Source organism: Bacillus sp. Marseille-P3661 (genome assembly GCF_900240995.1).
GTDB lineage: Bacteria > Bacillota > Bacilli > Bacillales > Bacillaceae_J > OESV01.
This window is the reverse complement of the sequence record NZ_LT965953.1, coordinates 851,818-877,424: the sequence shown is the minus strand read 5'-3', so window position 1 is coordinate 877,424 and position 25,607 is coordinate 851,818. Positions and strand designations below refer to the sequence as shown.

Here is a 25,607-nt window from a genome sequence, read left to right as displayed (position 1 = left end):
ATATCCCAGAGTTTGCTCCATTAATTATTTATGATTTTATGCTCTTTGTAGCATACGGTCTAGTGCTAAAACGGCTTCCTGAGCTGTTTTAGCATCAACTTTAATTGTATTTAACGACTCATTGTTTACAATAGACTCTAACGCCCATAATAAATGCGGTAAATCAATTCTATTCATAGTTAGGCATGGACACATATGTGGATTTAAAGAAACAATTTCCTTATCAGGATGTTGATCAATAATTCTTTTAACAAGATTCATTTCAGTACCTATTGCCCACTTACTTCCGGCTGGCGCTTGTGTTATGGTATCAATAATATATTTAGTAGAACCATTATAATCAGATGCCTGTACAACCTCGTGTGAGCATTCCGGATGCACAATGATATTCATATCAGGATTTGTTTTTCTAAGAGTTTCAATGTTTTCTACCGTAAAGTTTTCATGTACAGAGCAATGTCCTTTCCAAAGGATTACTTTTATATCTTCTAAATCCCCATCATATTCAAAGCGCTCTTCAATTGGATCCCATACAGCCATTTGCTCTAATGGTACACCTAAATCAAATGCTGTATTTCGTCCTAAATGCTGGTCTGGAAGAAATAATAACCGCTCTTTTTGCGTAATCGCCCATTCGATCATTTCTTTAGCATTTGATGATGTAACAGTTGCACCACCATTACGCCCACAAAATGCTTTAATTGCTGCTGTTGAATTGACATATGTTAATGGAAGAACAGTATCTCCAAACCTTTCGTTCATCACTTTCCATGCGCGTTCAGTTTGATCGATATCAGCCATATCTGCCATTGAGCAACCTGCTCTCATATCTGGAAGAATAACTACTTGCTCATCGTCAGTTAAAATATCTGCAGTTTCAGCCATAAAGTGAACACCGCAGAACACAATATATTCGGCCTTTTTATTTTTCTCAGCTAATTGCGCTAATTGAAGTGAATCACCAGTTGCGTCAGCAAATTGAACAACCTCGTCTTTTTGATAATGATGGCATGGTAAAAATAAGCGCTCACCAAACTTTTCTTTAATTTCTCGAACACGATTTTCCATATCGGCAACGCTCATGGTTTTATAATGTTCAGGTATTGTTACTGTTTTAGCTGATGCTACGACATCTAAAATTCCCATTATTTAGCCCCCCCTATTAGATTAAAACTAATATCTAAAGCTGTAACAGAATGTGTTAATGCTCCTAACGAAATATAATCTACTTTTGTATCTCGGTACGAACCAATCGATTCTAACGTAATCCCGCCTGAAATTTCAGTAACTATATAATCCGGAACAAGTTTTACATATTGCGCTACCTCTTCTGGAGAGCGGTTGTCAAACATAATAACATCCGCGCCTGCCGCTACAGCCTCCATTACTTGCTCTTTTGTTTCAGTTTCTACTTCAATCTTTACCATATGCCCTGCTTGAGCACGCACCTTGGAAACGGCTGCTTGAATACTGCCAGCATATGCAATATGGTTATCTTTAATCATGACCCCATCGTATAATCCGAAGCGATGGTTAAAGCCACCGCCGCTGCGAACTGCATACTTTTCAAACATTCTTAAGCCTGGTAATGTTTTTCTTGTATCACATACTCTTGTGTAGTCACTGTTAAGCGCTTTTACAACCTCGGATGTTTGGGATGCAATTCCACTCATATGCTGAAGTAAATTTAAAATTACGCGCTCTGCACTTAGTAAATAAGCGACAGGACCTGTTACAGTCGCAATTTTTTCACCTTTTTCGATGTAATCTCCATCATTTTTATGAAGTACTACCTCAATTGATGGATCAAACAAATGATAGGTTTCCTTAATAATTTCTACCCCAGAAAGAACACCTGTCTTTTTTACTAAAAATTCGCCTTTTGAAATTTCAGTTAAAGGAAAAATATACTCACTTGTTATATCCATTTCTCCTAAATCTTCAACAAGGAATTGCTGTAATGCATTTCTAAGTTTAATTTTATTCACTGTATTCACCTTTCCGTTTTATGATTATTTTTAATGATGTAAAGCCGGAATACGACTATTTCTTACGATTCTTTTTTTCTTCCAATCTATTATTTCAGCAGGGTAGTCCGTTCGATAATGACCACCACGACTTTCTGTTCTCATAAGAGCAGATGACGTTATAAGCCAACCCGTTTGTAGCATATTATAAATAATAATATCCTCATGCGATAAACCTTCAGGAACTAGATTGCTAAAGCTAGATACATATTTTTCAAACCAGGTTTGGGCAAATGTAAGTCCTTCTTCCGTTCGAACAATTCCAACATACGTCATCATGATTTGTTGGACTTCTGCTTTAGTTGGTAACTGCATAGTTTGAGTATTTCTTGAGCTAATAAAAGATTCAGGCATGTGGTCCCAAGATTCTTCTGGAATGGTTAATATAAAATCTGCTAAGCTGTTAGCAAATACAATTCCTTCTAATAATGAATTACTTGCTAAGCGATTTGCTCCGTGAACCCCTGTACAAGCAACCTCTCCAATTGCATATAGATGTTGAATTGAAGTTTGTCCACTTTCATTGGTTTGAATCCCCCCCATATGAAAATGTGCACCTGGGACGATTGGAAGCTTTCCTTTTCTCCAATCAACTCCATTTTCTTCACAAATTTTTGAAATCGTTGGAAAGCGTCTACTGAAATTTTCAATCATACTAACATCTAAATAAACTGTTTCACCTTGCAAGAATGCCCGATGAATTTCTCTTGAAACAACATCACGTGGTGCTAAATCAGCTAGGGGGTGAACACCTTTCATTAACGGTTTCCCACTCTCGGTGATCAGGATTGCTCCTTCACCGCGTACGGCTTCAGATACTAATCCGTTCGCTTTACCGTTTGTATATAACATCGTCGGGTGAAATTGGACAAACTCTAAATCAACTAAATTAGCCCCAGCGCGATAAGCCATTGCTACACCATCGCCAGTAATCGTCGAGTCATTAGATGAAAAGGAATAAAGACCTCCGCAACCTCCAGATGCTATAATTGTATGTTTACAATATAAATTTTCTATTTTCCCATTTTTTCTTTTAATTTTGATACCATAACACTTATTCGAGTCAACAAGTAAGTCTACTGCAAGAATATCTTCGACGATCTTTACTTTGTCATTTAACTGGCCTAACATAAACTCAACGAGCGCTTTTCCCGTTGCATCTCCACCTGCATGTAAAATTCTTCTTTTTCCATGTGCACCTTCTTGCCCCAAGATCATACGTCCATTATCATCACTATCAAATATCATTCCCTTGACCATCATATCTTGCAAGTACTTTGGGCCTTTTTTGACAAGGATTTCAACGGCATTATTTATGTTATGATCATTGCCAGCAGTAATTGTATCAACAAAATGATTCATCCAATTATCATCCCTTGATACAGCTGCAGCAACACCACCTTGAGCCATATTCGAATTGCTGTTTTCTTTTTTTGACTTTGTGATAACAATCACATTTTTATGTTCACATAAACGTGTTGCAGCGACTAATGCTGCAATACCACTCCCAATAATGACAACATCTGCAATCTGATTTTTAGTCATTATATGGATCCCCCGCATCTTACCTTATAGGTTTATTTAACATCTGTCTTGACACCTATATTTACATATATTTAAACTAAAGACAAGTCTTTTTTATTGGAAATGACATAAAATTGCCATTTTTTATAAATTTTTTAATAAAAACCTAGATTTCAAATTTACAAACAATATCAAAGGAGCGTGTTTTATTTGATTTATCTAGATTACGCGGCAACAACTCCCATGAATTTAGAAGCTATAAATGTTTATAGTGAAGTAGCAACACAGTTTTACGGAAATCCAAGTAGCTTACATGATATAGGATCCAGTGCTCAATCTATTTTAGAAAGATCTAGAGAACTGTTTGCGACTTTCATAAATGGTGACGCACGAGGCATTTATTTTACAAGTGGTGGTTCTGAATCAAATTATTTAGCCATCCATTCCTTACTAAATGGAAATAGCCAAAAAGGGAAACATATTATAACAACGGACATTGAACATTCATCTATACGTAATACATTAGAGGCTTTAAAGAAGGAAGGCTATGAAATTTCAACTATTGGAGTTAATGAAGTAGGCCGGATAGACCTTGATGCTTTACGTGCAGCCATTAGACCAGATACTGTACTCGCAACTATACATCATGGTAATTCAGAGATTGGTACGGTTCAGGACATTGAAGAGATCGGTAAAATTTTAAATAATCATGGTGTTTTATTTCACAGTGACTGTGTTCAAACATTTGGAAAGATCGCAATTGATGTTAAAAAAGCGAAACTTGACAGCATCTCTGTGTCAAGCCATAAAATTTACGGACCCAAAGGGGTTGGCCTTTGTTATATAAACCCTACACAATCTTGGAAACCAACTGTACCGAACACAACACATGAAAGTGGATTTCGCCCTGGTACTGTGAATGTACCCGGTATAGCGGCCTTTATTACTGCTGCCGAAATTTCTATTCCAAAAATGAGCCAAGAGCAAGCCAGATTTGCCATTTTAAGACGGAAATTTTTAGACGGGGTAAAAAGTGACAACTGGAACATTATTGAGGAAGGCCCTGCTACTAGTAGATTGGAACACATTATTGGAATACGGATAGATGGCATTGAAGGACAATATACAATGTTAGAATGCAATCGGTATGGTGTAGCAATATCAACTGGTAGCGCTTGTGCCGTTGGTAAACAATCTCCAACAAAAACAATACTAGCCCTTGGAAGAAGTAAAGAAGAAGCCAAACAATTTGTGCGCTTGTCATTGGGAGCACCAACTACAGAACAGGAAATAGACCAAACTATTACAATCTTTAATCATTTCTTAAATAAGCATTATAACCTTATATAAAGGAGGATCTAAATGACGGAATCTAAAAAAATACTTGGGGCTGAAAGACGAAAACTTATTCTAGAATGGCTACAGCAAGAAGAGAGACCGCTTACCGGGAGTGATCTAGCTCAAAAAACAAATGTCAGTCGCCAAGTCATTGTACAAGATATTTCTTTACTTAAAGCCAAGAACGAGCCTATAATTGCTACCGCTCAAGGCTATTTATATCTTAAAAACCAGAAAACGGCACGTCCAACAAAAGTTGTAGTCAGTTCACATTCACCCTCTGCTACAGCAGAAGAACTGTACTTAATCGTGGATTGCGGAGTAACAGTAAAAGATGTGACCGTTGAACATCCAGTTTATGGTGATTTAAAAGCGTCTTTAATGGTAAGCAATCGCTATGATGTTGATCAATTTTTGGAGAAACTTAACGATACAAATGCAACTCTTTTGTCGCAACTAACAGATGGAACACATCTGCATACCCTTGAGGCAGATACAGAAGAACAGATAGAAAATGCAGTTCAGGCCTTAGCGATTGCTGGATTTTTACTAGAGTAAAGTCTAGACATCAGCCTTGATTAAGCTAATAGCCACTGTATTGGTTGTATTTTGTGAATGTCCGGTAACATATCCTAAATGCCGATTTTTGTAGATATAAGGGATTCTATGTCCGCTTAAATTGAGCGTTTTTTTAACCGGACATCTATTCCGTTAATTGACTAAAAATGGGGAGTTTCTGAACTTTACCGGACATTTGTTCCTTTATTTAAGCTATTAGTTGCTAAATTGATTGTATTTTGGGGAAATAGCGAATTCTATGTCCGGTAACATATCCTAAATGCCGATTTTTGTAGATATAAGGGATTCTATGTCCGCTTAAATTGAGCGTTTTTTTAACCGGACATTTGTTCCTTTATTTAAGCTATTAGGTACTGTATTTGAAGTATTTTGGGGAAATAGCGAATCTTATGTCCGGTAACATATTCTAAACGCCGATTTTTGTGAATATAAGAGATTCTATGTCCGCTTAAATTGGGCGTCATTTTTAACCGGACATCTATTCCGCTAATTGACTAAAAATGGGGAGTTTCTGAACTTTACCGGACATTTGTTCCTTTATTTAAGCTATTAGCGACTGTATATGATTTGTTCTGCACTCTATCTTTATCAGTAATCAGATAAGTACTCCTCTTGTTACCCGCTACTAGTTTTTATATTTTTCTATGCAAAAGACACATTTCGTTACTCAGTACAATAAATTATCAGAAAATTAAAAAATCCCATCTATTTATCAAAATAGTGGGACTTTTTTATGGTTATTTATTGGCCATTGTTTCTTTTCCAACAAAATAAACAGGAAAACTACCTAAAATCTTAACAGAACAGCCTAATGATTCTAGCTCGCCGATTGCACCAGGAATTAAAACATCGTCTTTTTTCATTTCAACGTCAATTATAAAGAAATAATTGCCTAATCCAGTTTTCATTGGTCTTGATTCAATTTTTGACAAGTTCAACTTACGCCATGCAAATGCCGAAAGAACTTGATGTAAAGCACCTGCATAGTCGGATGGCAGGGTAACCATCAACATTGTCCGGTCTCCTTGATATAACGGGTTATTCGTACTTAAGTCAACCACATTGCGATTTAGTACAACAAAACGAGTTTTGTTATTATCATAATCATGGATATCTCTACTAACAATTTCCAAGTGATATTCTTCAGCTGCTAGTGCATTTCCAATCGCTGCAATACACTCTTCAGGATGTTCTTCCACATATTCAGCTGCAGCACCTGTAGATTTAACATATTCAAGCTTTGAATTCGGCAAATTTTTGTGTAAATATTGATGACATTGTGCAATGGCGTGTGGATGCGAAAGAACACTAGTGATATCTTTCCACTTATCTTTGTTAGTCGGATGTACCATTAAATGTTGACGAATTGGAACAACTATTTCTCCGACAATTGGTAAAGTACTTTCATGAATCAAATAATCAATAGTTAAATTAACAGAACCCTCTATAGCATTTTCTAATGGTACAACAGCATAATCTAATTCACCATTCATAACTCCATCTATACATGCAGGAATTGTGTCGAACGGTATTTTATTTTCCCTAGGAAATAGTTCATTTACTGCTATTTTTGTAAATGTGCCTTTTGGACCTAAATAACCAACTTTTGCTGCCATGTTACTTCTCTCCCTTTTACAATTAAGCACCTGTACCAAGCACTTCAATCTTTTCTACAAATTCTAGTTGTTTTAAACATTTAATTAAAGCATTGATGTCATCTTTCATTCCAGCTGTGTTCAATGAAAGGGTAACATTTGCTTTACCTTGAAGTGGAATTGTTTGGTTAATCGTTAACACATTACACCCCGACTGGGCAACAATAGCTAACATTTGTGATAACGTTCCTGAACGATCTTCTAAATGAAAGAATAGTGTAATAATTCTTTCCTTAACCATAGCATTGAACGGAAAAACAGCATCGCGATATTTATAGAATGCACTTCGACTTAGTCCAACTAATTGAACCGCATCTGCAACTGAATCGACTTTTCCGCGTTCGATTAATGCTTTAGCATCAAGCGTTTTTTTCATCGCTTCCGGCAAAAAATCCTCTCGAATTAAAAAATAGCTTTGCTGCTCAAGTTCAGATGATTTCCCCACTCAAACTTCCCCCTTCCTCATATGAGAAAGTCTTGATTTAAAAACATAGCTCCCACTAATTTTATAGTGGGGAGCTTAATTTTTCTACTTTAACGGGTTATTGGAATCTTGTTTGTAAGAGCCATAACCTATTCTATAAATTCAAACTCAAATTCTAATAGCCTTACGATATCGCCATCTTTTGCTCCACGCGCTCTCAAGGCTTCATCGACTCCCATACCTCTCATCTGTCTTGAGAAACGGCGTACAGATTCCTCTCGTGAAAAATCTGTCATCTTAAACTTCTTCTCAATTTCGGCTCCAGAGATTACAAATGTACCATCATCATCTCTAGTAATTGTAAATGGAGTTTCTTCTCTTTCATGACGATATAATATATGTGTTTCTTCAACTTCCTCATCAAGTGGAAACTCTGGTGTTGTTTCAACCAAATCAGCTATTTTGAATAATAGATCACGTAGGCCTTGTCGTGTAACTGCCGATATAGGGAAAATAGGCGCATCATCTTCAAGCTGTTCTTTGAACTTCTCCAAATTTTCTTCAGCACCAGGAATATCCATTTTGTTGGCAACGATAATTTGTGGTCGTTCAGTTAAACGCAAATTATATTGAGCTAGCTCCTCATTAATTGTAAGGTAATCTTGATAAGGATCGCGTCCTTCCAATCCTGACATATCAATGACATGAACAATAACCCGTGTTCTTTCAATATGACGCAAAAATTGATGACCTAGACCTACTCCTTGGTGTGCTCCTTCAATAAGTCCAGGAAGGTCAGCCATTACAAAGCTTCGACCATCTTCTGTTTCTACAACACCCAAGTTAGGTGTAATAGTCGTAAAGTGATACTCAGCGATTTTTGGTTTTGCAGCAGAAACAACTGACAATAATGTAGATTTCCCTACACTCGGAAACCCTACTAGCCCTACATCTGCTAACACCTTTAGCTCTAGAATTACATCGCGCTCTTGCCCTGGTTCACCATTCTCAGCGATTTCAGGTGCAGGATTACTTGGTGTCGCAAATCTTGTGTTTCCTCTACCACCGCGACCGCCTTTCGCAATAACTGCTCGTTGGCCGTGTAATGTTAAATCAGCAATTTTTTCATCTGTTTCAGCATCACGAACAACAGTACCTGGTGGTACTTTTACAATCATTGGTTCTGCATTTTTTCCATGCATTCCTTTAGACATTCCATGCTCTCCACGACTTGCTTTAAAGTGTCGTTGATAACGGAAATCCATTAACGTACGCAGCCCTTCCTCTACTACAAAAATGACGTCTGCACCATTACCGCCGTCACCACCAGCTGGACCACCCTTTGGAACATATTTTTCTCGACGATATGCAACCATACCATTGCCGCCATCGCCGCCTTTTACATATACTTTGACGTAATCGACAAACATGTTATCACCTCTCAATTGCAACTGTTTACATAGTTTAAATATTTATTTTTAGCATCACAAGCATCTCATCATTATGTACTTGATGTTCAATGACATTTACAGAAGGATGGGCATTTTGATTTTCTAAAAAATTTAAGATTTTACTATCTCCCTCTATTATTCCACTAAAGTCAAAAAAGAAACGAACATCTTTATTTGAAAATTGAATTGACAAATTCATCTGGTTGTCACCATATTGCTGAACGCTTTCGTTCAATATATTAAAAAATTCCGAACACCATAGAAATAGGTCTGTATCAATAATAGATAAGTCTTGGCCATCGCCAACAATCTCAAAAGCTAACAAAAAATGATGTGCATTCCAATTAAAAGTCAACAAATAGCTTGCAAAGCGATCCGCTTTTAAATTAGTCAATTTCGTTTCATTTTGAGTATCTATAATAATTTCCTCGATAATTCCATTCACGCGATCCAATCTATTCAACGCAATATTGCCTTTTATCAGCTGTATCTTATTCAACCAATCATGTCGCGAATGCCGTAAAATTTCAACTGCATTCCATTCTTTATCCATATGTGCACTCCTAACAAACAATTTAAGTGCATTATATCAAATATTCATACAAACGATAACAAAGTTTTTAAAAAATTGTTACAGAAGGCACCAGTATTTCAATTTAATTTGAATTCGACAAGTGCCTGGTACTTGTCGAATTGTAAACTAAAACAGAAAAGCTCTAACCTAATGGTTAGAGCTTTTAACTCATGATTAGTTTATTCTAATTATTGAGCTACTGGGTATACAGATACTTGCTTGCGGTCACGACCAACACGCTCGTAACGTACGATTCCAGCTGTTTTAGCAAACAATGTGTCGTCACCACCGCGACCCACGTTGTTTCCTGGATAGATTTTTGTACCACGTTGACGGTAAAGGATTTCTCCACCATTAACTAATTGGCCATCAGCACGCTTAGCACCTAAACGCTTAGAGATAGAGTCACGACCGTTTTTAGTACTACCTACCCCTTTTTTCGATGCGAAAAACTGAAGATCTAATCTTAACATCAGTTTCACCTCCTGATACACTAACCTATTGGTCAGAAATCTTAATGTATTTTGCGTAATCATGTTCTATCGTTTGTAAGGATACAAGCATCCCTTCAAGTAATAGTTGTATTTTCTCATTGGTAGCTTGATCTAAATGATCAGGTACTACACAGCGGAGAAAACCACCTGATTTACCTTGTTCAATCTCAAGTTCTGTTTGACAAAGCTTATAGATCGCATTCACTGTTCCAAATGAAACTGCAGATGCACCAGCACATACTATATCTTGACCATATGGTCCGCTATCAGCATGTCCACTCATCTCAAACGACTTAATTGAATGGTTTGCAAGTCTTTTAATCGTAACTTTTATCATACGATCAGCCTTAAATTAAGCATTAATCTTTTCGATTACAACTTTTGTATAAGGTTGACGATGACCTTGCTTACGCTTGTAGTTTTTCTTTGACTTGTATTTGAAAACGATAATTTTCTTTGCGCGACCTTGCTTTTCAACTTTAGCTGTTACAGTAGCGCCTTCAACGATTGGGCTTCCAACTTTAACGTTGTCACCACCAACCATTAATACTTGGTCAAAAGTTACAGTTTCGCCTGCTTCTGCATCAATTTTCTCGATGTAGATTGCTTGACCTTCTTCAACTTTGATTTGCTTACCACCAGTTTCAATAATTGCGTACATTCTCTGCACCTCCTCTTAGACTAAGACTCGCCATCCTAGGTACTATAATAGAGTTTTTAACCCTTTTATAGATTTAACACCTGTTCTGCGCGGTTGTAGCGTGGGTGCGCTACAATAATTTTATACTATTAATCCTATCTACTAGTATTAGATAGCATAAACACAATGAAGATCATACCATATTTCAATTAAAAATGTCAATGACTATGTAATACTTTATATGCGTTCCAATTTAAGTTAAACCATAATATTTAATCAACTTACTTATACGAGCCTATTTACTTTGAAAGTCTAATTTCTATTTCAGTTTTTGATCCAATATGTCTAATTTGAAAAGTCTGTTCACCCTGACCATCCTGTTGTTTCAAGAAATAAATGAAAAAGCCTAATGCATCCTCCAAGCGTTTCAAATGACCGTCTTGCTTAAACATTTCAATAACAGCAGGAGCTGTTTCAATGAGTATAGCTTCTTCATCCATGCCTTGATATTCCCACAGTGCTCTTTCAATTCGAAAACAAAGCTCTTCATTTGAAAATACCTTCCCCGTACCATGACATGTTGAACATATCATAGTCAGCTGTTCACTTAACGGTTTACGGTCCTTTTTCCGAGTCATTTCAAGTAAACCTAATTTAGTAAAACCGAAAACTTGCGTAAAGTGAGGATCTCCTTTTAAAGTTTCCAACAACTTCCGCTTTACTTTGTCACGATCTTTTTCACGGTCCATATTTATAAAATCAATTAAAATAATCCCGCCGATATTCCGAAGCCGCAATTGGCGAGCAATTTCAATCGCAGCCAATTCATTCGTTTTGATCGCTGTATCTTTGGCATTATATTTCCCAGTATATTTACTTGTATTTACATCGACCACTGTCAATGCTTCAGTTTGATCAATCATAAGGCTTGCACCATTTTCCAACCAAATCTGTGGATTTAACGCTCGCTCAATTTCCTGCTCAATACCATAGTGTAAAAAGATGTTTTCTTTATTCATATGGTATGTAACTTGAATAGAGCTCGAAGGAAAAATCGATAACTCCTCTTTTAAATTGCGATAAAGCTCACCATCGTCGATGACAATTTCTATTGGTTGATTCGGCAATAATTCACGGGTAAGTGTCTTAACACTACTTGCATTATGATAAATCAGCTTGGGCGGCTTTAATGTAGAACTACTAGCCAAAACAGCTGTCCACTTTTTTTGAAGGGCCTTTATCTCATGTTCAACCACTTCCTTTGCTTGACCATGACAAGAAGTTCTAAAAAGTACTCCTTCAGGCTCATTGCACAGTATGGAACCTAGGTTTCGCCAGTCTTCTCTCTCATCTTCTTCTAGCTTTTTCGATACAGCAATATGGCTATCATTTGGCATATAAACGACAAAACGGCCTGGTATCTCAAGTAATGTCGTTAATCGTGGTCCTTTTTCACCAAAGGAGTCTTTTGTAACTTGAACGATTAACTCCTGACCTTCATGAATCAAATTTGAAAGCGGTATTTTTGCTTTTTGTGAAGGGTCCAACTGTTTATATGTAACTAATTGCTCTTTTTGTAAAAAGCCATTTTTCTTAAGGCCAATATCTACAAACGCCGCCTGCATACCAGGAACTACTTTTACGACACGCCCTTTATAAATATTGCCAACTACCGATTTGTCAACAGGGTCCTCAATATATAGTTCAACAAGTTTTTCATTCTCTATAATTGCGGCTCGTTTTTGGTTATTACGTTCATTGAAAATAATTTTTTTCAAGCTGTTTCTTCCTTACTATAAAATTTTCAAAACCTAAACACATCATACTATACTTTAAAAAAAAGAAAAAACAGGCAACTAACTGCCTGCTTTAAATACCAATCACTTCTCCAATTGTTCCACTCGCGCGCTTTTCTGCAAAATAAGCATGTAATAGCTCATTTTCATCAAAGGTAATTTGATCACGATCACTAAGTTTCAAAACAATTTGATGCTTACAGCCACGGCAAAATTTCGCAAAAACATCCACAATTTGATCTGTTTCTTTCACGTTTATTGGCTTTAATTGGTTAATTTCAATACTTCTACCATAATAACGTTCTAATAAAAATCGCATATGCGCAAATTTTCGTTGTTTCCACTCAACATAATGTGTAAAAACAACGAACGATAACACAAGCCACAAATTTAAATGATACGGATAGATTATTAATGTAAGCAACACTAGTAATCCGACCATGCTTAAAGACGCATACAAGGCATATTGATGTGCTGTTCCAAATGGATATTTATATGATAATGCTAGAAATAGGAGCTTTCCTCCATCTAATGGCCATACAGGTAATAAATTAAATGCAAGAATAATAAGGTTATGTCGCAAAAATAAATCAAATGTGCCTTGATCAATCATGCCAATCGATAATAGTAAATAAGCTAACCCTATTAGCCATATATGCTGTACAGGGCCACTAAGAATAACAATCAGTTCTTCCTTTAAAGGGCGATTCCCATGTTCATCCATTTCAGCGACTCCGCCAAATGGCAGAATTTGAATTTTTTTTATTCTCCAATGAAAAAAATGGGCCGCAACCGCATGACCCATTTCATGAATAAACACGATGAAAAACAGCATAATAACTTCTAAAAATCGCCCTGTCATAATCCCAAAGCCAACAACAAGCCAAAATAAAGGGTGAATGGACAATTTAGCAAAGATATTATTCAAAGTTAATCACCTGAATGGGGTCAACAAAATGATCATTCTGTTTAATTGCAAAGTAGTATGTTCCCGTTTGTCCATCCTCTGAGTTCACAACCTTTCCAAGCTTCGTTCTGCTTTTGACAAAGTCGTATAACTTAACATCTATTTCATCAAGATTTCCGTACCATGTTTCACTTCCGTCAGGATGCTGAACAACAACTGTTTTTCCGATTTCGTCTTTTACGCCTATTTCAATGACAACACCATCATTGATTACTTCTACTAGCGAATCTCGTCCTGTTTCAACCATAATTCCCTGACCGTCTTTATTAAAAGGCTCTAAGACACGGCCAGCTACTGGAACCGCAAAAACAGGTTTTGTGTTCGGTTCATCACTATTAACATACTGAGATTGCTGGATATCACCAGTTTGTCCGCTATTATCAACATTCGGTAACAGTGCAACTGGTTGCCCAAATTGATCTTCATACCAATTTAAAACCGTTGCAAACTGAAACTCCTTATCCATACTTTGATTCACAAAGGCTCTTGCAGATTCCCATCTTGGAGAATTGTCTTTAAACAGTATTCCCACTACTAAAAACATACTTACAGCCAGTAGAACCTGAAACATGACGACTTCTTTCCTGAATATCGGCTGTGGACCATTTACAGAGTGTTCATAGTCGACAAACGGCATTTCCCCATATCGTTCTTCGTCCTTTGGCAGAGGATATATTCTGCTTTCCGAAGATCCCTCACCAAACGCAGATCGTTCTTTTCTCCGTTTTGCTATCCTTTTTTTCACGTCATTAATTCGATCACTCACCTAGAAATTCCCCCCGCTCGTCTCTTTTTTACTATATTTATGACTTGTCCCGAGAGGATATGACAGAGAAACTTTTAAGAATAGCGTTGATTATTTTTTTTCCGTACAAGGTTATAAGCCGCTCCTGAAAAAAGCCAATAAAACGGTGCGACTGTAATGACACTAATATTAAAAAACGCTTGAACATTGTAACCAAACATAACTGATATTAAGCCGATACTATATAATTGTGTCTCAAAATTTATTGTTTTAGATAATACAAGACGAAACAATTTTATTGCTAGTAATCCTAAAAGTAAACAATAAATAACTAAAGCAGGGAGCCCCATTGTAACGGCCATTTGCAGAAATTCATTATGTGCTTTATCAACATATATATTCTCAGTTCCAAAAAACTGGCGCAATTCATCAGGTGAATCATACGGAAAAACCTCGCCGAATGTATCTGGTCCTGAACCAAATAAATAATAGTCTTTAAGTAACGGAAAAGAAGACTTCCATATATATAAACGGCTTGAGCCTGCATGACTATCACCCGTTAAGACTTTATTGCCATCAGCAATAATCGTATTAGCCCGTTGAACAGTAGTACTTTGTTCAGTAATATTTACAATCACAAATAAACAACACAAAGCAAATGATAGTAAAAACCATTTTAGCCATAAACCTTTGTGTTTCCACACAAACAGTGTAAGTATCACGAATCCAACAAAACTACCAAGCCAAGCACTTCTCGTTAACGAATAAAGCATTGAAACAAACAGAATGCATATTGTACCTGCATACAGGTAAAGTCTTGGTTTCTTTTTTTCTTCTAAAAAGGCCGTCAAGCTAAATAGCAACATAATTACAGTATACGTTCCATAAAAGTTTGGATTATCGAAAAATCCATAACTCCTTGTCCATGTCAGTTTATCTGAATTTCTTGGCAAAAAATCGATTAAAAAGTGTTGGAGGATTGCATAAACACCAACTAGTCCAGAACTTACACTTACAGCAAAATAGACTTTGTTTCTTTTTAATATATCCAAATACCGTGATGAAAAGAAAAACAAACTTAAATAGCCAATCCAAGCTAATAGGCCTTCATAACGATCTTTTGTTCCAATTAATGATAACTCAGTATTTACTGAGAAATAAGTAGATAGCGTAATTTGCAATAATAAACATATTAGCAGCCAATCGACTTTCGTCAGTGTAGTCTTAGCGGTACCCTTTAAAATTAGCAACAAATACGATAACCAAAGCAAAAAAACAAAAACTGTTAAATAAATGGCTTTAGGTGCGGAGTAATAAGGGTCAGAGCCCGCAGGAAAAATACAAAATGGATATAACACAAGAAAGGCCAAGAGAAAATAATGCATAGTCGTTATCCTCTTTCTAGGTAAATATAAAATTGACTTACATCCGATTACACATTGTATCGCTATAATATTAGAAGAATCACATAAAAACACTTCGATCTGCTCGAAGTGTTTAATCTAAAAATATTTATCCTATTTTAAAGACATTTTAGGACAGGTTACTAAAAATGAACATACTACCTATCGCAGACTTTCAATCTAGCAATCATTGAAAATGAAATTACTTCATCCCAAAGAACTTTTTCATTTTAGAAAACACACCTGTTTTTTCATCTTCTAGCGATAACAATGGCACGGATTCTCCAAGTATGCGTCTTGCCATATTACGATAAGCAATAGACGCCTTACTTGTTGGATCTAATGCAATCGGCTCTCCCTTATTAGATGCCTTAATAACGGTATCATCATCCCCAACAATTCCCAATAGATCAATAGCTAAAACAGAAATAATTTCATCTACATCAAGCATATCGCCAGCCTTCATCATATGATTACGAATTCGGTTAACAATTAGCTTGGGCGGATCAATTTCTTCTTGCTCTAACAATCCGATAATTCGGTCAGCATCGCGAACTGATGAGACTTCTGGCGTCGTCACAACAACTGCTTTATCTGCCCCAGCAACTGCATTTTTATAGCCTTGTTCAATGCCAGCGGGACAATCAATAAGAATATAATCATACTCTTGTTTTAATTCATCAACGAGCTTTTTCATTTGTTCCGGCTGCACAGCAGACTTGTCCTTTGTTTGGGCAGCAGGTAACAAATAAAGACATTCAAAGCGTTTGTCTTTAATTAATGCTTGTTGAAGACGGCAACGTTCCTCAACAACATCAACTAGGTCATAAATTATCCGATTTTCTAGTCCCATTACAACATCTAAATTACGTAAACCAATATCTGTATCAATTAAACATACCTTTTTACCTGTTAATGCTAGGGCAGTGCCTAAGTTCGCTGTTGTTGTTGTTTTTCCGACGCCGCCTTTACCGGATGTAATAACGATAGCCTCTCCCATTTTACATCATACCCCTTTCAAGCCTCGTTAGTTTTGGTCTTAGATGCGGTAACGCTTGTACTCGATCTATGATTATTTGATTTTCATGCGTATCAATGAAAGCACATTCCATTTCATTGCCTGCATCTTGATTATCAGGTGAACGACTTACAAGATTATTAATTCTTATTTGCATTGGTTTCATTACAGATGCAGTTATAACCGCATCGTCATTTCCATAACAGCCTGCATGGGCAATTCCTCTTAATACACCCAATACAAAGATATTTCCGCCCGCAATTACTGTTCCACCAGGATTGACATCACCAATCAGTAATAAATCGCCTGGAACTTGGAATACCTGACCGGAACGAATTATTTTTGCTACCGTTGTAATATCGGTTTGCTTTTTCCATTCTAGTGCTTCTTCTTTTGTTAATACATTGGATTCAAAGGAACCGATGACTAGCTTTTTTTTACTTCGAATGATTTCTCGGATCTCATCTTGTTGTTGTCTATTAAGATACCTATTTCCAACTTTTATATCAACAGAAATTAAAGGACTATCTTTCTGCTGATTAGTAGATAGCTTTTCTTCTAGCTCCTTTAATAGTTGTTGAAACGAACACGAATCGTCCAAATGGAGAGATAAGCCACTTTTTGTACCTTTGATTGTCACAAATTGCTGTTTCTGTCCGATCATCTTCGCTCACCTCAGTACATAATTGTTTCGACATTTATGCTGTATTTCCTTTATTAATTAAACAGAATCTTTCATTGATAATTTTTCTAATTTTGTTAGAAATTGTTTCATTGGATAATAAACAAGAATTATAAAAACAGCATTTAATACTGCTGTTGGTAATAACCGATTATAAAGGAAGCCATTCCAATCAAGCGGAGCAACGTTTACTAAATAGTAGAGCCCATATACAATCGTTTCTAACAAGCCTATTCCAATGACAGTAATAAGGAATACTACGAATATATTAACATGTAGGACTTTCATCGTATAGGAGATTATATAAATAACAAGTGGAAACGAAAACATATAGACACCAATTATATCTGTATAAATAACATCATAAAGTAAACCTGCAATAATCGAATAAACAATTGCTTTATTTCGATCATAAAAAAAAGTAACTAACATTATTAAAATAATCGTAAATCTCGGAACAAATATTCTATCCATTTCCAATTTCCCTAAAGGGGTCAGCTCAACAAAACTACTTTCGGAAATAAATGCGATAAAAATTATAAACGGCAGGAGGAAACGTCTCATTTAGTATCCTCCTTCTACTTGCTCTAGCAAATCCTCATCTGGTGTCGAAGACAATCGTTCTACAATCATCACATGATCAATATCATAAAAGTCTGCTGACGGCTTAATATAAGCCATTTGTGTTAAACCATATTCATCAGGTACTACTTCGATAACTTCCCCAATGACTAAGCCTTTTGGAAACACACCGCCTAATCCAGAAGTAACAACAGTCTGCTTTTCTTCAACCTTAACATCAAAAGGAATTCGCTTAAATAGAAGTGCCTTTCTTTCTTCATCGTAGCCCTCTATTAAACCGAAAACATCTGCATTTCCTTTAATGATCGCAGAAATTCGATTTGTTCGATCCTCTGCACTTAGCAATTGAACAGTAGATGTAAATTGTGAAACTTGTTTTACCTTTCCTATCATTCCTTTAGAGGTAATGACAGCCATGTTTATCTTTACACCGTGCTGTTCACCTTTATTAATAAAGATAAGCTCGTGCCAATAGTCAGGATTTCGAGCGATTACTGTTGCTTGGGTTATTTTAAAATTCCGCAAGCTTTCTTTCTTATCCAAGATTTCACGAAGACGCTCATTTTCACTTTCTAATTCTAATACGCGAGCATTTAATTCTACATACTCGTCCAATCGTGCCTTTAATAGTTTATTTTCCTCAAATGTATTCTTGATTTCACTTATATTTTCAAAGAAACCCGCTGCATATTGAGCGGGTTGATGTAAGATAGATTGAAACCAGCCAACAGTATCTTTTAAAAACTGTTCAGGCCAACTCAACTTAGAACGATCATTCAATGAAAAACCAATCAATGCCACCAATAAAATAATACTGACTAAAAGCACGATCAACCGTTTGTTTAAGAAAAACTGTGGCATGATTTACACCTACTTCATTATTTTCTGTTTCTCGATGTAATTCCTGCTTTGGATCTGAAGAGATGAAGATTATCTAATGCCTTACCTGTTCCAATAGCGACACAATCTAATGGCTCTTCAGCTACTAATACAGGCATTTTTGTTTCTTCACTAATTACTTTATCGAGATTTCTTAATAAAGCTCCTCCACCTGTTAACACGATACCCCGATCCATAATATCTGCTGCTAATTCTGGTGGTGATTTCTCTAATGTGTTCTTAACTCCTTCTACAATCGCATAAACCGTATCTTGTAAAGCTGATCCAACTTCCTCAGCTGAAATAGAAATCGTTTTGGGTAAGCCTGTCAACAAATCACGACCACGAATGTCCATTGGTTCAATGCCTTCAGGATATCCCGCTGACCCGATTTCAAGCTTTAGCTGTTCAGCCGTACGCTCACCAATCATTAAGCTGTACTTTTTCTTAACATATTGGATAATGGCATCATCCATATCATCACCAGCTACTCTAACTGATTGGCTTGTTACAATTCCGCCAAGGGAAATAATCGCAACCTCTGTTGTTCCTCCACCGATATCTACAACCATACTGCCCGTTGGCTCCCATACAGGTAAGTTAGCGCCAATCGCTGCAGCAAAGGGCTCTTCAATCGTATACGCAGTACGTGCACCAGCTTGAACTGTTGCATCTTCAACTGCACGCTTTTCAACTGCAGTTATACCCGAGGGCACGCATACCATCACATTCGGCTTACGTGAAAAAGAGGACTGATTCCGCATTGCTAGATTAATAAAATGCTTTAACATGATCGCTGTTGTTTCAAAGTCGGCAATAACTCCATCCTTCATCGGCCTAACTGCGACAATATTTCCTGGCGTACGCCCGATCATATTCTTCGCTTCATTTCCCACCGCTTCAATCGTACCCTTATCAGTACGAAGGGCAACTACCGAAGGCTCACGAACAACTACCCCTTTTCCTTTAACATAAACAAGGGTATTAGCTGTTCCTAAGTCAATTCCCATATCGCGAGAAAAGCCACCTAAACCAAACATATATATGTACCTCTTCCTTTCTAAAAACCGGTCATTCTGAAATTTAGTTTCTAATTAACCGAGATATAAGTTGTGTATTTCGAAAGCAATATCGCTTATTTTCTATGATTAGAAATGTCCTTATGGGGATATATTCTGAAACATTGGCACAACAGCAAAAAGCTACTTATCTTGTTAGTACCTCTTAGATTAGTTATCAATGAAATTTTAACCTAATAAAGAACATTTCCCGTGAGTACACACAAACTCATAATTTTAATTATAATGTAAATAAAGAGAAAAGGATAGTCTTATACATATCCTTTTTCCTTGAGACTTATAAACTTTTGCTCACCAATAATTAAATGATCAAGAATTTCAATTCCTAGTAATTTCCCACATTCAACTAGCCTTTTTGTCACTTCAATATCCTCACGACTTGGCGTTGCGTCGCCACTTGGATGATTATGAAGACAGATAATCGATGCACTCGAACGTCGCAACGCTTCCTTAAACACCTCTCGCGGGTGGACAATGGATGCATTTAAACTACCGATAAAAATCGATTGTTTATGGATAACTTGATTTTTAGTATTTAAGTAAAGACAAACAAAATGTTCTTGTGATAAAAAGCGCATTTCATCCATCATATATTTCGCTGCATCTTCCGGGGATCGAATAACATATCGATCATCATATTGCAATCTACCCATTCTTCGTCCAAGCTCTACAGATGCGATAATTTGTAGCGCTTTAACTTGCCCTATACCATGGATATTGGTAATTTCCTCAATTGTTGCATCCTTTAACATTCGTAAGCCATCAAAATGCTTGATCAAGCGATTAGCTAATTGTAATACAGATTCATTTTTCGTTCCCGTTCGAAGTAGGATTGCTAACAATTCTTGGTTAGATAAACTTGATGGGCCATCAGCAATTAATCGTTCTCGTGGCGTCTCATCTTTCGGGAAATCGCGGATCATAAGCGATTTTCCTTCCAAAGTTTTCATCCCCTTATATTATGGCCATTATTTAAAATTACAAGCACTAATTCATAAATTTTTTCAATTCCCTAACTGTCCTTGAAATTGGTAACCCAACCACACTAAAATAGTCTCCTTCAATCCGTTTTACAAGAAGTGCACCAAGTCCTTGGATTCCATAAGCACCCGCTTTATCAAACGGTTCACCGCTCTCAATATACTGATCAATCTCACTTTCTTCAAGTTCCCAGAACGTGACTTTGGTTGGCTCGTAAAAAGCCGATCGATTTCCCTTTGTCACAATCGCAACCCCTGTATAAACAACATGCTCTTTCCCAGATAATAGCTGCAGCATTTTTTTTGCTTCATCTTTATCTTTCGGTTTGCCTAAAATTTGATCCTCAAATGTAACGATCGTATCTGCTCCAAGAACTACAGCATCCTCAGGCTGATGCTTTGAAACATCTTCTGCTTTTTGAAGCGCCAATGATTTCACAATCTCATCAGGACCTTCGTTAGGATCAAAGGTTTCGTCGACTTTACTTATAATAATTTCAAAAGGAATATTCGCTTTTTCTAATAACTCCTTTCTTCGAGGAGATCCCGATGCAAGAATTAGCTTTTTCATATCTCATCACCTATCACATATTTTCTTCTCTAAAAGCCCACTGCTTACTTAATAAACAAGTGTTAATCGTAAAATACCAAACTTTTTATCGTGAAACAAATTTGAGAAATTAAAAATTCTATATCTACCTTCTAAGCTATATAAATAACTTTTGTTAACTATACCTTTTACTTTAAGCATTTCTATGCAAAAACAAAAAGAAACCCTATCGGTTTCTTTTCTTAAAAGTTTAATTTTCAGCTATACTTTCTTTGAGAAATTAAAAATCGTACGGTTTTATTCATTTTTAGAATTTTTTACCCACTGATCATAAGCAATGTAGCCTTCTAACAATGCCTGCTGACTTTTCCAAAGTTGTCCTTCATCTAGTGATGATCTATAAGCTGATAAAGCTTGATAAGCATTTGTAATCGATCCTGAAAAAGCTGTTAATGAATCCGGTAATTCGTTAGGAATTGCACCATTCCAGTTTTTATAGCTTTGTTCAAGACTAGACCAACTATTATCATCTACCTTACTAGCAGTGAATGCCTGTGTTGATAGGGTAATTAACGACTTAAAAAGATCCTGTCCGTTGTGTATGAAGGATGTATAGGATTCATCTATTAATTTAGCATCTACACTTGATGTCTTCACACTTTTTACGTAGATTTCCTGTCCCTGCTCTTTATAGTACTCACTTATCGCGCCAATTTCAGTCGAGTTTGTCCCAATACCAATAAACATTAACACCGGATTCGATTCAGGTACTATTACAGCCGCTTGTCCATTTGTTGTTAATTTTGCGGCAAACTGATTGGCTGCCTCCACTGATGAGAAAGCACCACCTTGGATCACTTGAACACCCATTGCTTCTATTTCAGTAATGCCGGCTCCTGCCGTACTAGCAGTTTGTGAAGGTTGGTTGCTTTCAACACTTGGATTAGGTGGTGCAACGGCTTGTTGAACATTACCTCTAGGAGGTTCAGTCGAATCAGAAATATCTGTAAATAATGATAATACAATATAACCAAAGCCCGTACCGATAATAATTGCTGATATTAATGCAGCCAGCATCTTTTTTGATGCTGAAAATGCAGGTCTATGTTTAAATAACGGGGTATGGCGTTTCTTTTTCTTAGGTAATTTATGCCGTGGGGGCGGTAAAGACGTGAACTTTCTTTTTTTGATAGTCTTATTATAGCCTCTTTCTAAACGAACTTCTTCAAAGTCGATTATATTGGTTTGAAAGTCTTCGTCATTTTCATTATCTAGGACATACGTTTTCTCAAACTCCCCTGGTTCATCATGCACACTCTCACTTGCTACGGCGATCTCTTGATTCAATTCATCCTCAGATAATAGATTCTTTTCTTTACCATTAATGCGAATCGAAATACGCTCTGTTCGCTGCTTGTCCATTTTTCCACCTCTTTCAACGGTTCGCTCGCGCACTTTTATTAATGCTAACATAACGAAAATAAAAAAGAACAAGACATTTGTCGTCTTGTTCTTAATACTATTCGTCAATTGTTGACAATAGAACTGCTATCCATCGGAACTCTTATAATTTGGTTTGGATGTATGATATTATTTTTTAAGTTGTTATACTCCTGAAGAAATAATTCTTTTTTAAACGTATCGTAATATTTAACTGATATGGAGTATAAGCTTTCTCCAGGTTTCACTTTATGTAAAATCACATTATCCTGCTGTTGGTGCAATAGCTCATCAACTTGTTCTGGAACTTGGTCAATAGGATAACCTGCAACAGTAACAGATCTATTTAGAGTGACCTGTTCCTTTGCAGCAACTTCGTTTATCCCATTACTAGCTTTAGCTAATGGGTTTTGCTTGTTAGCTGGCTCTGGAACTTCAAATGGAGGTAACTCATTTTGCAGCTCCTCAATACCCGGGTGATAAAATGTAGAAATTGTCAGATTATACGACAACCTTGTATCCTCTTCCTCAATGATCGTCCGTCTCTCTGGAGGTCCAGAAAATGTAAGCGTGTCTATTTTCGTGATTCGTTCTAAATCTTCAATGGCTTTTAAAAAGGTCTCCATCGCATAATAATTAGGCGATTGAACAGATAAATTGATACTTAATCGTTTCATTCCTGGCGGCAGATTAGAAGGCGGTGGGGTTGTTACCACACTAGGAGATTGCTCATCTTGTTGATCACCATTTTGAATTTGCTGTGCCTCGTCAATCTGACCGGCACCTTCAACTTTGTTTTCTAGAGTTGACTCACCATTCGCTCCCGCAGGTTCCACTGTTACATCTTCATGCCCAAATGTCATGCTGGATATAAAACTATTTGAAACAACTTCCGCTCTTTCTAAATCTAATAAAAATTGCTCAAGTATCGGTTTTACCGGTACTTTTTTTTGCAAATTAGTAGAGTTCTGTGCTGTCTTTTCTTGGATTTCATTCACTTTATTTTCATAAGCAGCTAATAACTTTTCTTCAGTCGCAACGCTATTCTTTAAACTTTCAATACTTTGTTGCGTTGGTTTTATTTTTGAATAGTAAAAGCCAGCAAATGCTCCGCTGATAACGAGAATACCAGCAATTAGCAGCAGCGTTAATTTTCGAGTAAAATGAAGGGCCATTATGATTCTCCCTCCGCTTCGACTTCAGCTCTTAAAGCATCTTTATTTACTGTTAATTGAAATTGACCTGTATAACGAGGAACATAATTATTTCCTTCAAAAGTTCCACTGCCTTCTTCTCCCTCAACTACGATTGGAATCGTTGACAAACTATTTAAACTCGCTTCGCTAATATAAGGGGAATCTAGCAAGGACTTTAAGTAATAAGCCATTTCACGATTTGTATCCGTTTGGACCTGTAGACCTAGACTACCATCATCACTATAGGAAAAATTCATAATAAAGCCGCGTTCAGGCAACAATGACGTCAAATGCTGAATTAAAAGCACCGTTGGCGTAGGGAAAGTTTCCACCCATTCAATCGTTGCAATTAAATCATCGACCGCTGTTGTTGCAGATTCAGTTCCTTTTTTTTGCTCGTATACAGAAAGCAACTGTTGCTTAGATTGTAGCTCCCGCTCTAATCTAGTTAATTCTGATTCCGTTGTTTTATATAACATGAAAGCTAGTATACTTAGACTAACTATTAATATTGCTAAACTCGTAAAGATCACAAAGGGAGCGAGATTTCGTTTTTCTGGTTTTCCTAGTAAGTTAATTTCAACAAGCATTATTGCACCTCGCTTTTAAGAGCAAGTCCGACAAGCTCATGAAATCGCATCGGAATTTCTGCACCGGAACGAGTGCTAGTTGCAGCTTCAGAAAGTTGCTCAACAGACAGATCCACAGATTTTTTTAAGATGGAAACTACATAGTCTAATTTAGGGTAATCACCTGTTAGCAATATTTTGCTAACACCTACTCGACCTTGATTAACAGAATACCGGTAAAAATTAAGCATCCGATCGACTTCAGTGACAATATCTTGAATTTGTCCATCAATTTCTTCTTGCTCACCGATCCAAAATAACTTTTGAATCCCATCTTCACTTTTTTTAACTTCCCATAAATCATGATCTAAATTCAATTTTAGATGCCTTGTAAATTGAGGTATATCTTGATGAAAAATTGTTACGTTTACAGCCTGTATATCAAACTGCAGCAGCATTAGATGTTCATCCTGATCTACCATTTTTAGAGTATGTAACAATCGATATACTGATAAAGATGATACATCTACAACAATAGGTTTTAACTTTATATCTCTAAGAACAGTTGCGTACTCCTCGATTAAATTTCGTTGGGACGCAACAAGTACTATTTCAGTTTGTTCTTCACCTTTTTGAACGATTGAATAATCAAATTGCGGATCTTCAAACGGTAAGTGAATACTTTCACCTAGCTCTAAAAACAAGTAGCCCATTATTTCATCATCTGGAATATCAACTGGGATCTGAATTTTCCGGATTACTACGTATGCATCTGGTACAAAAAATTGTACTTTCCTGCCACGCAGTTTAAGTTCATCTATTATTTCTGAAAGTATCATGGTTAGCGTTTCTCGTTCGATGATTTTCCCTTCACGAATGACACCAGGCGGCAAATAGCGTTCACCATATGTTTGTAATGATTCAAGATTTGCTTGTGTAGATTCAATAAAACGAAAGACATGATCTTTAATGACTATATGTATTTTGTGATTTTTCTTGGTAAACACCGCCTACT

Annotated in this window: 27 protein-coding genes and 1 other annotated feature; of the genes, 2 read left to right on the top strand and 25 right to left on the bottom strand. The window is 36.6% G+C overall.

Annotated features, from left to right (window positions below):
- Nucleotides 1–36 precede the first annotated feature (36 nt).
- The 3 genes from nadA to nadB are packed head-to-tail and all read right to left on the bottom strand — an operon-like array spanning nucleotide 37 to nucleotide 3,572.
- Entirely contained in the window at nucleotides 37–1,146 is a 1,110-nt protein-coding gene (gene nadA, locus C1724_RS03950; protein ID WP_102345427.1) for a quinolinate synthase NadA, read from the bottom strand.
- The gene (gene nadC, locus C1724_RS03945; protein WP_102345426.1) at nucleotides 1,146–1,988 is read right to left on the bottom strand and encodes a carboxylating nicotinate-nucleotide diphosphorylase; all 843 of its coding nucleotides are present in this window, start codon (nucleotides 1,986–1,988) and stop codon (nucleotides 1,146–1,148) included. The genes nadA and nadC overlap by 1 nt, the downstream gene beginning before the upstream one ends.
- Before the next feature lie 30 nt (nucleotides 1,989–2,018).
- Nucleotides 2,019–3,572 carry an L-aspartate oxidase gene (gene nadB / locus C1724_RS03940; RefSeq protein ID WP_102345425.1) on the bottom strand — a complete coding sequence of 518 codons (1,554 nt, stop codon included), beginning with the start codon at nucleotides 3,570–3,572 and terminating at the stop codon, nucleotides 2,019–2,021.
- A 189-nt stretch (nucleotides 3,573–3,761) separates the two neighbouring features.
- On the opposite strand from nadB, the gene C1724_RS03935 reads away from it, so the two are divergent.
- Both C1724_RS03935 and C1724_RS03930 read left to right on the top strand, forming a co-directional pair.
- The gene (locus C1724_RS03935) at nucleotides 3,762–4,901 is read left to right on the top strand and encodes an IscS subfamily cysteine desulfurase (RefSeq protein ID WP_102345424.1); all 1,140 of its coding nucleotides are present in this window, start codon (nucleotides 3,762–3,764) and stop codon (nucleotides 4,899–4,901) included.
- Between the two features lie 12 nt (nucleotides 4,902–4,913).
- Complete coding sequence (locus C1724_RS03930) at nucleotides 4,914–5,447, top strand: transcription repressor NadR (protein WP_102345423.1); 534 nt, start codon at nucleotides 4,914–4,916, stop codon at nucleotides 5,445–5,447.
- A 758-nt stretch (nucleotides 5,448–6,205) separates the two neighbouring features.
- Here C1724_RS03930 and pheA read toward each other — a convergent pair.
- The 22 genes from pheA to pilM form a co-directional block, all read right to left on the bottom strand.
- A complete protein-coding gene (gene pheA / locus C1724_RS03925; protein WP_102345422.1) occupies nucleotides 6,206–7,084 on the bottom strand; it encodes a prephenate dehydratase in 879 nt (292 codons plus the stop codon).
- A gap of 22 nt (nucleotides 7,085–7,106) precedes the next feature.
- A complete protein-coding gene (locus C1724_RS03920; protein WP_102345421.1) occupies nucleotides 7,107–7,568 on the bottom strand; it encodes an ACT domain-containing protein in 462 nt (153 codons plus the stop codon).
- 128 nt (nucleotides 7,569–7,696) lie between these two features.
- Nucleotides 7,697–8,977 carry a GTPase ObgE gene (gene obgE, locus C1724_RS03915; RefSeq protein WP_102345420.1) on the bottom strand — a complete coding sequence of 427 codons (1,281 nt, stop codon included), beginning with the start codon at nucleotides 8,975–8,977 and terminating at the stop codon, nucleotides 7,697–7,699.
- 34 nt (nucleotides 8,978–9,011) lie between these two features.
- Nucleotides 9,012–9,551, bottom strand: coding sequence for a sporulation initiation phosphotransferase B (locus tag C1724_RS03910; RefSeq protein ID WP_102345419.1), 540 nt, complete (start codon nucleotides 9,549–9,551; stop codon nucleotides 9,012–9,014).
- A 209-nt stretch (nucleotides 9,552–9,760) separates the two neighbouring features.
- The gene (rpmA, locus tag C1724_RS03905) at nucleotides 9,761–10,045 is read right to left on the bottom strand and encodes a 50S ribosomal protein L27 (RefSeq protein WP_102345418.1); all 285 of its coding nucleotides are present in this window, start codon (nucleotides 10,043–10,045) and stop codon (nucleotides 9,761–9,763) included.
- Nucleotides 10,046–10,070: 25 nt separating this feature from the next.
- Entirely contained in the window at nucleotides 10,071–10,403 is a 333-nt protein-coding gene (locus tag C1724_RS03900; protein ID WP_102345417.1) for a ribosomal-processing cysteine protease Prp, read from the bottom strand.
- 15 nt (nucleotides 10,404–10,418) lie between these two features.
- Complete coding sequence (gene rplU, locus C1724_RS03895; RefSeq protein WP_102345416.1) at nucleotides 10,419–10,727, bottom strand: 50S ribosomal protein L21; 309 nt, start codon at nucleotides 10,725–10,727, stop codon at nucleotides 10,419–10,421.
- A gap of 13 nt (nucleotides 10,728–10,740) precedes the next feature.
- Nucleotides 10,741–10,832 (bottom strand) — a sequence feature (ribosomal protein L21 leader region).
- 173 nt (nucleotides 10,833–11,005) lie between these two features.
- A complete protein-coding gene (locus C1724_RS03890; RefSeq protein ID WP_102345415.1) occupies nucleotides 11,006–12,484 on the bottom strand; it encodes an Rne/Rng family ribonuclease in 1,479 nt (492 codons plus the stop codon).
- Between the two features lie 91 nt (nucleotides 12,485–12,575).
- Nucleotides 12,576–13,430, bottom strand: a complete 855-nt coding sequence (locus C1724_RS03885) for a M50 family metallopeptidase (protein WP_102345414.1) — start codon at nucleotides 13,428–13,430, stop codon at nucleotides 12,576–12,578.
- Nucleotides 13,423–14,235, bottom strand: coding sequence for a M23 family metallopeptidase (locus tag C1724_RS03880; protein WP_102345413.1), 813 nt, complete (start codon nucleotides 14,233–14,235; stop codon nucleotides 13,423–13,425). Before C1724_RS03880 ends, C1724_RS03885 begins: the two co-directional genes overlap by 8 nt.
- Before the next feature lie 74 nt (nucleotides 14,236–14,309).
- Entirely contained in the window at nucleotides 14,310–15,599 is a 1,290-nt protein-coding gene (locus C1724_RS03875; RefSeq protein WP_102345412.1) for an O-antigen ligase family protein, read from the bottom strand.
- A gap of 220 nt (nucleotides 15,600–15,819) precedes the next feature.
- Nucleotides 15,820–16,617, bottom strand: a complete 798-nt coding sequence (gene minD / locus C1724_RS03870; protein WP_102345411.1) for a septum site-determining protein MinD — start codon at nucleotides 16,615–16,617, stop codon at nucleotides 15,820–15,822.
- A gap of 1 nt (nucleotide 16,618) precedes the next feature.
- Nucleotides 16,619–17,299, bottom strand: coding sequence for a septum site-determining protein MinC (gene minC, locus C1724_RS03865; RefSeq protein WP_102345410.1), 681 nt, complete (start codon nucleotides 17,297–17,299; stop codon nucleotides 16,619–16,621).
- A gap of 57 nt (nucleotides 17,300–17,356) precedes the next feature.
- Nucleotides 17,357–17,881 carry a rod shape-determining protein MreD gene (mreD, locus tag C1724_RS03860; RefSeq protein WP_102345409.1) on the bottom strand — a complete coding sequence of 175 codons (525 nt, stop codon included), beginning with the start codon at nucleotides 17,879–17,881 and terminating at the stop codon, nucleotides 17,357–17,359.
- Entirely contained in the window at nucleotides 17,882–18,760 is an 879-nt protein-coding gene (mreC, locus tag C1724_RS03855) for a rod shape-determining protein MreC (protein WP_102345408.1), read from the bottom strand.
- A gap of 17 nt (nucleotides 18,761–18,777) precedes the next feature.
- Nucleotides 18,778–19,818, bottom strand: coding sequence for a rod shape-determining protein (locus C1724_RS03850; RefSeq protein ID WP_102345407.1), 1,041 nt, complete (start codon nucleotides 19,816–19,818; stop codon nucleotides 18,778–18,780).
- A 290-nt stretch (nucleotides 19,819–20,108) separates the two neighbouring features.
- On the bottom strand, nucleotides 20,109–20,807 hold the full coding sequence (gene radC, locus C1724_RS03845; protein ID WP_374703419.1) for a RadC family protein: 699 nt from the start codon (nucleotides 20,805–20,807) through the stop codon (nucleotides 20,109–20,111).
- Between the two features lie 37 nt (nucleotides 20,808–20,844).
- The gene (locus C1724_RS03840) at nucleotides 20,845–21,408 is read right to left on the bottom strand and encodes a Maf family protein (protein ID WP_102345405.1); all 564 of its coding nucleotides are present in this window, start codon (nucleotides 21,406–21,408) and stop codon (nucleotides 20,845–20,847) included.
- A 276-nt stretch (nucleotides 21,409–21,684) separates the two neighbouring features.
- On the bottom strand, nucleotides 21,685–22,809 hold the full coding sequence (locus tag C1724_RS03835; RefSeq protein WP_102345404.1) for a hypothetical protein: 1,125 nt from the start codon (nucleotides 22,807–22,809) through the stop codon (nucleotides 21,685–21,687).
- A 104-nt stretch (nucleotides 22,810–22,913) separates the two neighbouring features.
- Entirely contained in the window at nucleotides 22,914–24,002 is a 1,089-nt protein-coding gene (locus C1724_RS03830) for a LysM peptidoglycan-binding domain-containing protein (protein ID WP_102345403.1), read from the bottom strand.
- Nucleotides 24,002–24,613, bottom strand: a complete 612-nt coding sequence (locus tag C1724_RS03825) for a hypothetical protein (protein ID WP_102345402.1) — start codon at nucleotides 24,611–24,613, stop codon at nucleotides 24,002–24,004. The genes C1724_RS03830 and C1724_RS03825 overlap by 1 nt, the downstream gene beginning before the upstream one ends.
- Nucleotides 24,613–25,599 carry a type IV pilus biogenesis protein PilM gene (pilM, locus tag C1724_RS03820; RefSeq protein WP_102345401.1) on the bottom strand — a complete coding sequence of 329 codons (987 nt, stop codon included), beginning with the start codon at nucleotides 25,597–25,599 and terminating at the stop codon, nucleotides 24,613–24,615. Before pilM ends, C1724_RS03825 begins: the two co-directional genes overlap by 1 nt.
- Nucleotides 25,600–25,607: the final 8 nt, after the last annotated feature.

What these genes read in the sequence shown, in the direction of transcription:
- nadA (WP_102345427.1), bottom strand. Translation starts at nt 1,146, where the DNA reads ATGGGAATTTTAGATGTCGTAGCATCAGCTAAAACAGTAACAATACCT.
- nadB (WP_102345425.1), bottom strand. Translation starts at nt 3,572, where the DNA reads ATGACTAAAAATCAGATTGCAGATGTTGTCATTATTGGGAGTGGTATT.
- C1724_RS03930 (WP_102345423.1), top strand. Translation starts at nt 4,914, where the DNA reads ATGACGGAATCTAAAAAAATACTTGGGGCTGAAAGACGAAAACTTATT.
- pheA (WP_102345422.1), bottom strand. Translation starts at nt 7,084, where the DNA reads ATGGCAGCAAAAGTTGGTTATTTAGGTCCAAAAGGCACATTTACAAAA.
- obgE (WP_102345420.1), bottom strand. Translation starts at nt 8,977, where the DNA reads ATGTTTGTCGATTACGTCAAAGTATATGTAAAAGGCGGCGATGGCGGC.
- C1724_RS03910 (WP_102345419.1), bottom strand. Translation starts at nt 9,551, where the DNA reads ATGGATAAAGAATGGAATGCAGTTGAAATTTTACGGCATTCGCGACAT.
- rpmA (WP_102345418.1), bottom strand. Translation starts at nt 10,045, where the DNA reads ATGTTAAGATTAGATCTTCAGTTTTTCGCATCGAAAAAAGGGGTAGGT.
- C1724_RS03900 (WP_102345417.1), bottom strand. Translation starts at nt 10,403, where the DNA reads ATGATAAAAGTTACGATTAAAAGACTTGCAAACCATTCAATTAAGTCG.
- rplU (WP_102345416.1), bottom strand. Translation starts at nt 10,727, where the DNA reads ATGTACGCAATTATTGAAACTGGTGGTAAGCAAATCAAAGTTGAAGAA.
- C1724_RS03875 (WP_102345412.1), bottom strand. Translation starts at nt 15,599, where the DNA reads ATGCATTATTTTCTCTTGGCCTTTCTTGTGTTATATCCATTTTGTATT.
- minD (WP_102345411.1), bottom strand. Translation starts at nt 16,617, where the DNA reads ATGGGAGAGGCTATCGTTATTACATCCGGTAAAGGCGGCGTCGGAAAA.
- minC (WP_102345410.1), bottom strand. Translation starts at nt 17,299, where the DNA reads ATGATCGGACAGAAACAGCAATTTGTGACAATCAAAGGTACAAAAAGT.
- mreD (WP_102345409.1), bottom strand. Translation starts at nt 17,881, where the DNA reads ATGAGACGTTTCCTCCTGCCGTTTATAATTTTTATCGCATTTATTTCC.
- mreC (WP_102345408.1), bottom strand. Translation starts at nt 18,760, where the DNA reads ATGCCACAGTTTTTCTTAAACAAACGGTTGATCGTGCTTTTAGTCAGT.
- C1724_RS03850 (WP_102345407.1), bottom strand. Translation starts at nt 19,818, where the DNA reads ATGTTTGGTTTAGGTGGCTTTTCTCGCGATATGGGAATTGACTTAGGA.
- radC (WP_374703419.1), bottom strand. Translation starts at nt 20,807, where the DNA reads ATGAAAACTTTGGAAGGAAAATCGCTTATGATCCGCGATTTCCCGAAA.
- C1724_RS03840 (WP_102345405.1), bottom strand. Translation starts at nt 21,408, where the DNA reads ATGAAAAAGCTAATTCTTGCATCGGGATCTCCTCGAAGAAAGGAGTTA.
- C1724_RS03835 (WP_102345404.1), bottom strand. Translation starts at nt 22,809, where the DNA reads ATGGACAAGCAGCGAACAGAGCGTATTTCGATTCGCATTAATGGTAAA.
- C1724_RS03830 (WP_102345403.1), bottom strand. Translation starts at nt 24,002, where the DNA reads ATGGCCCTTCATTTTACTCGAAAATTAACGCTGCTGCTAATTGCTGGT.
- C1724_RS03825 (WP_102345402.1), bottom strand. Translation starts at nt 24,613, where the DNA reads ATGCTTGTTGAAATTAACTTACTAGGAAAACCAGAAAAACGAAATCTC.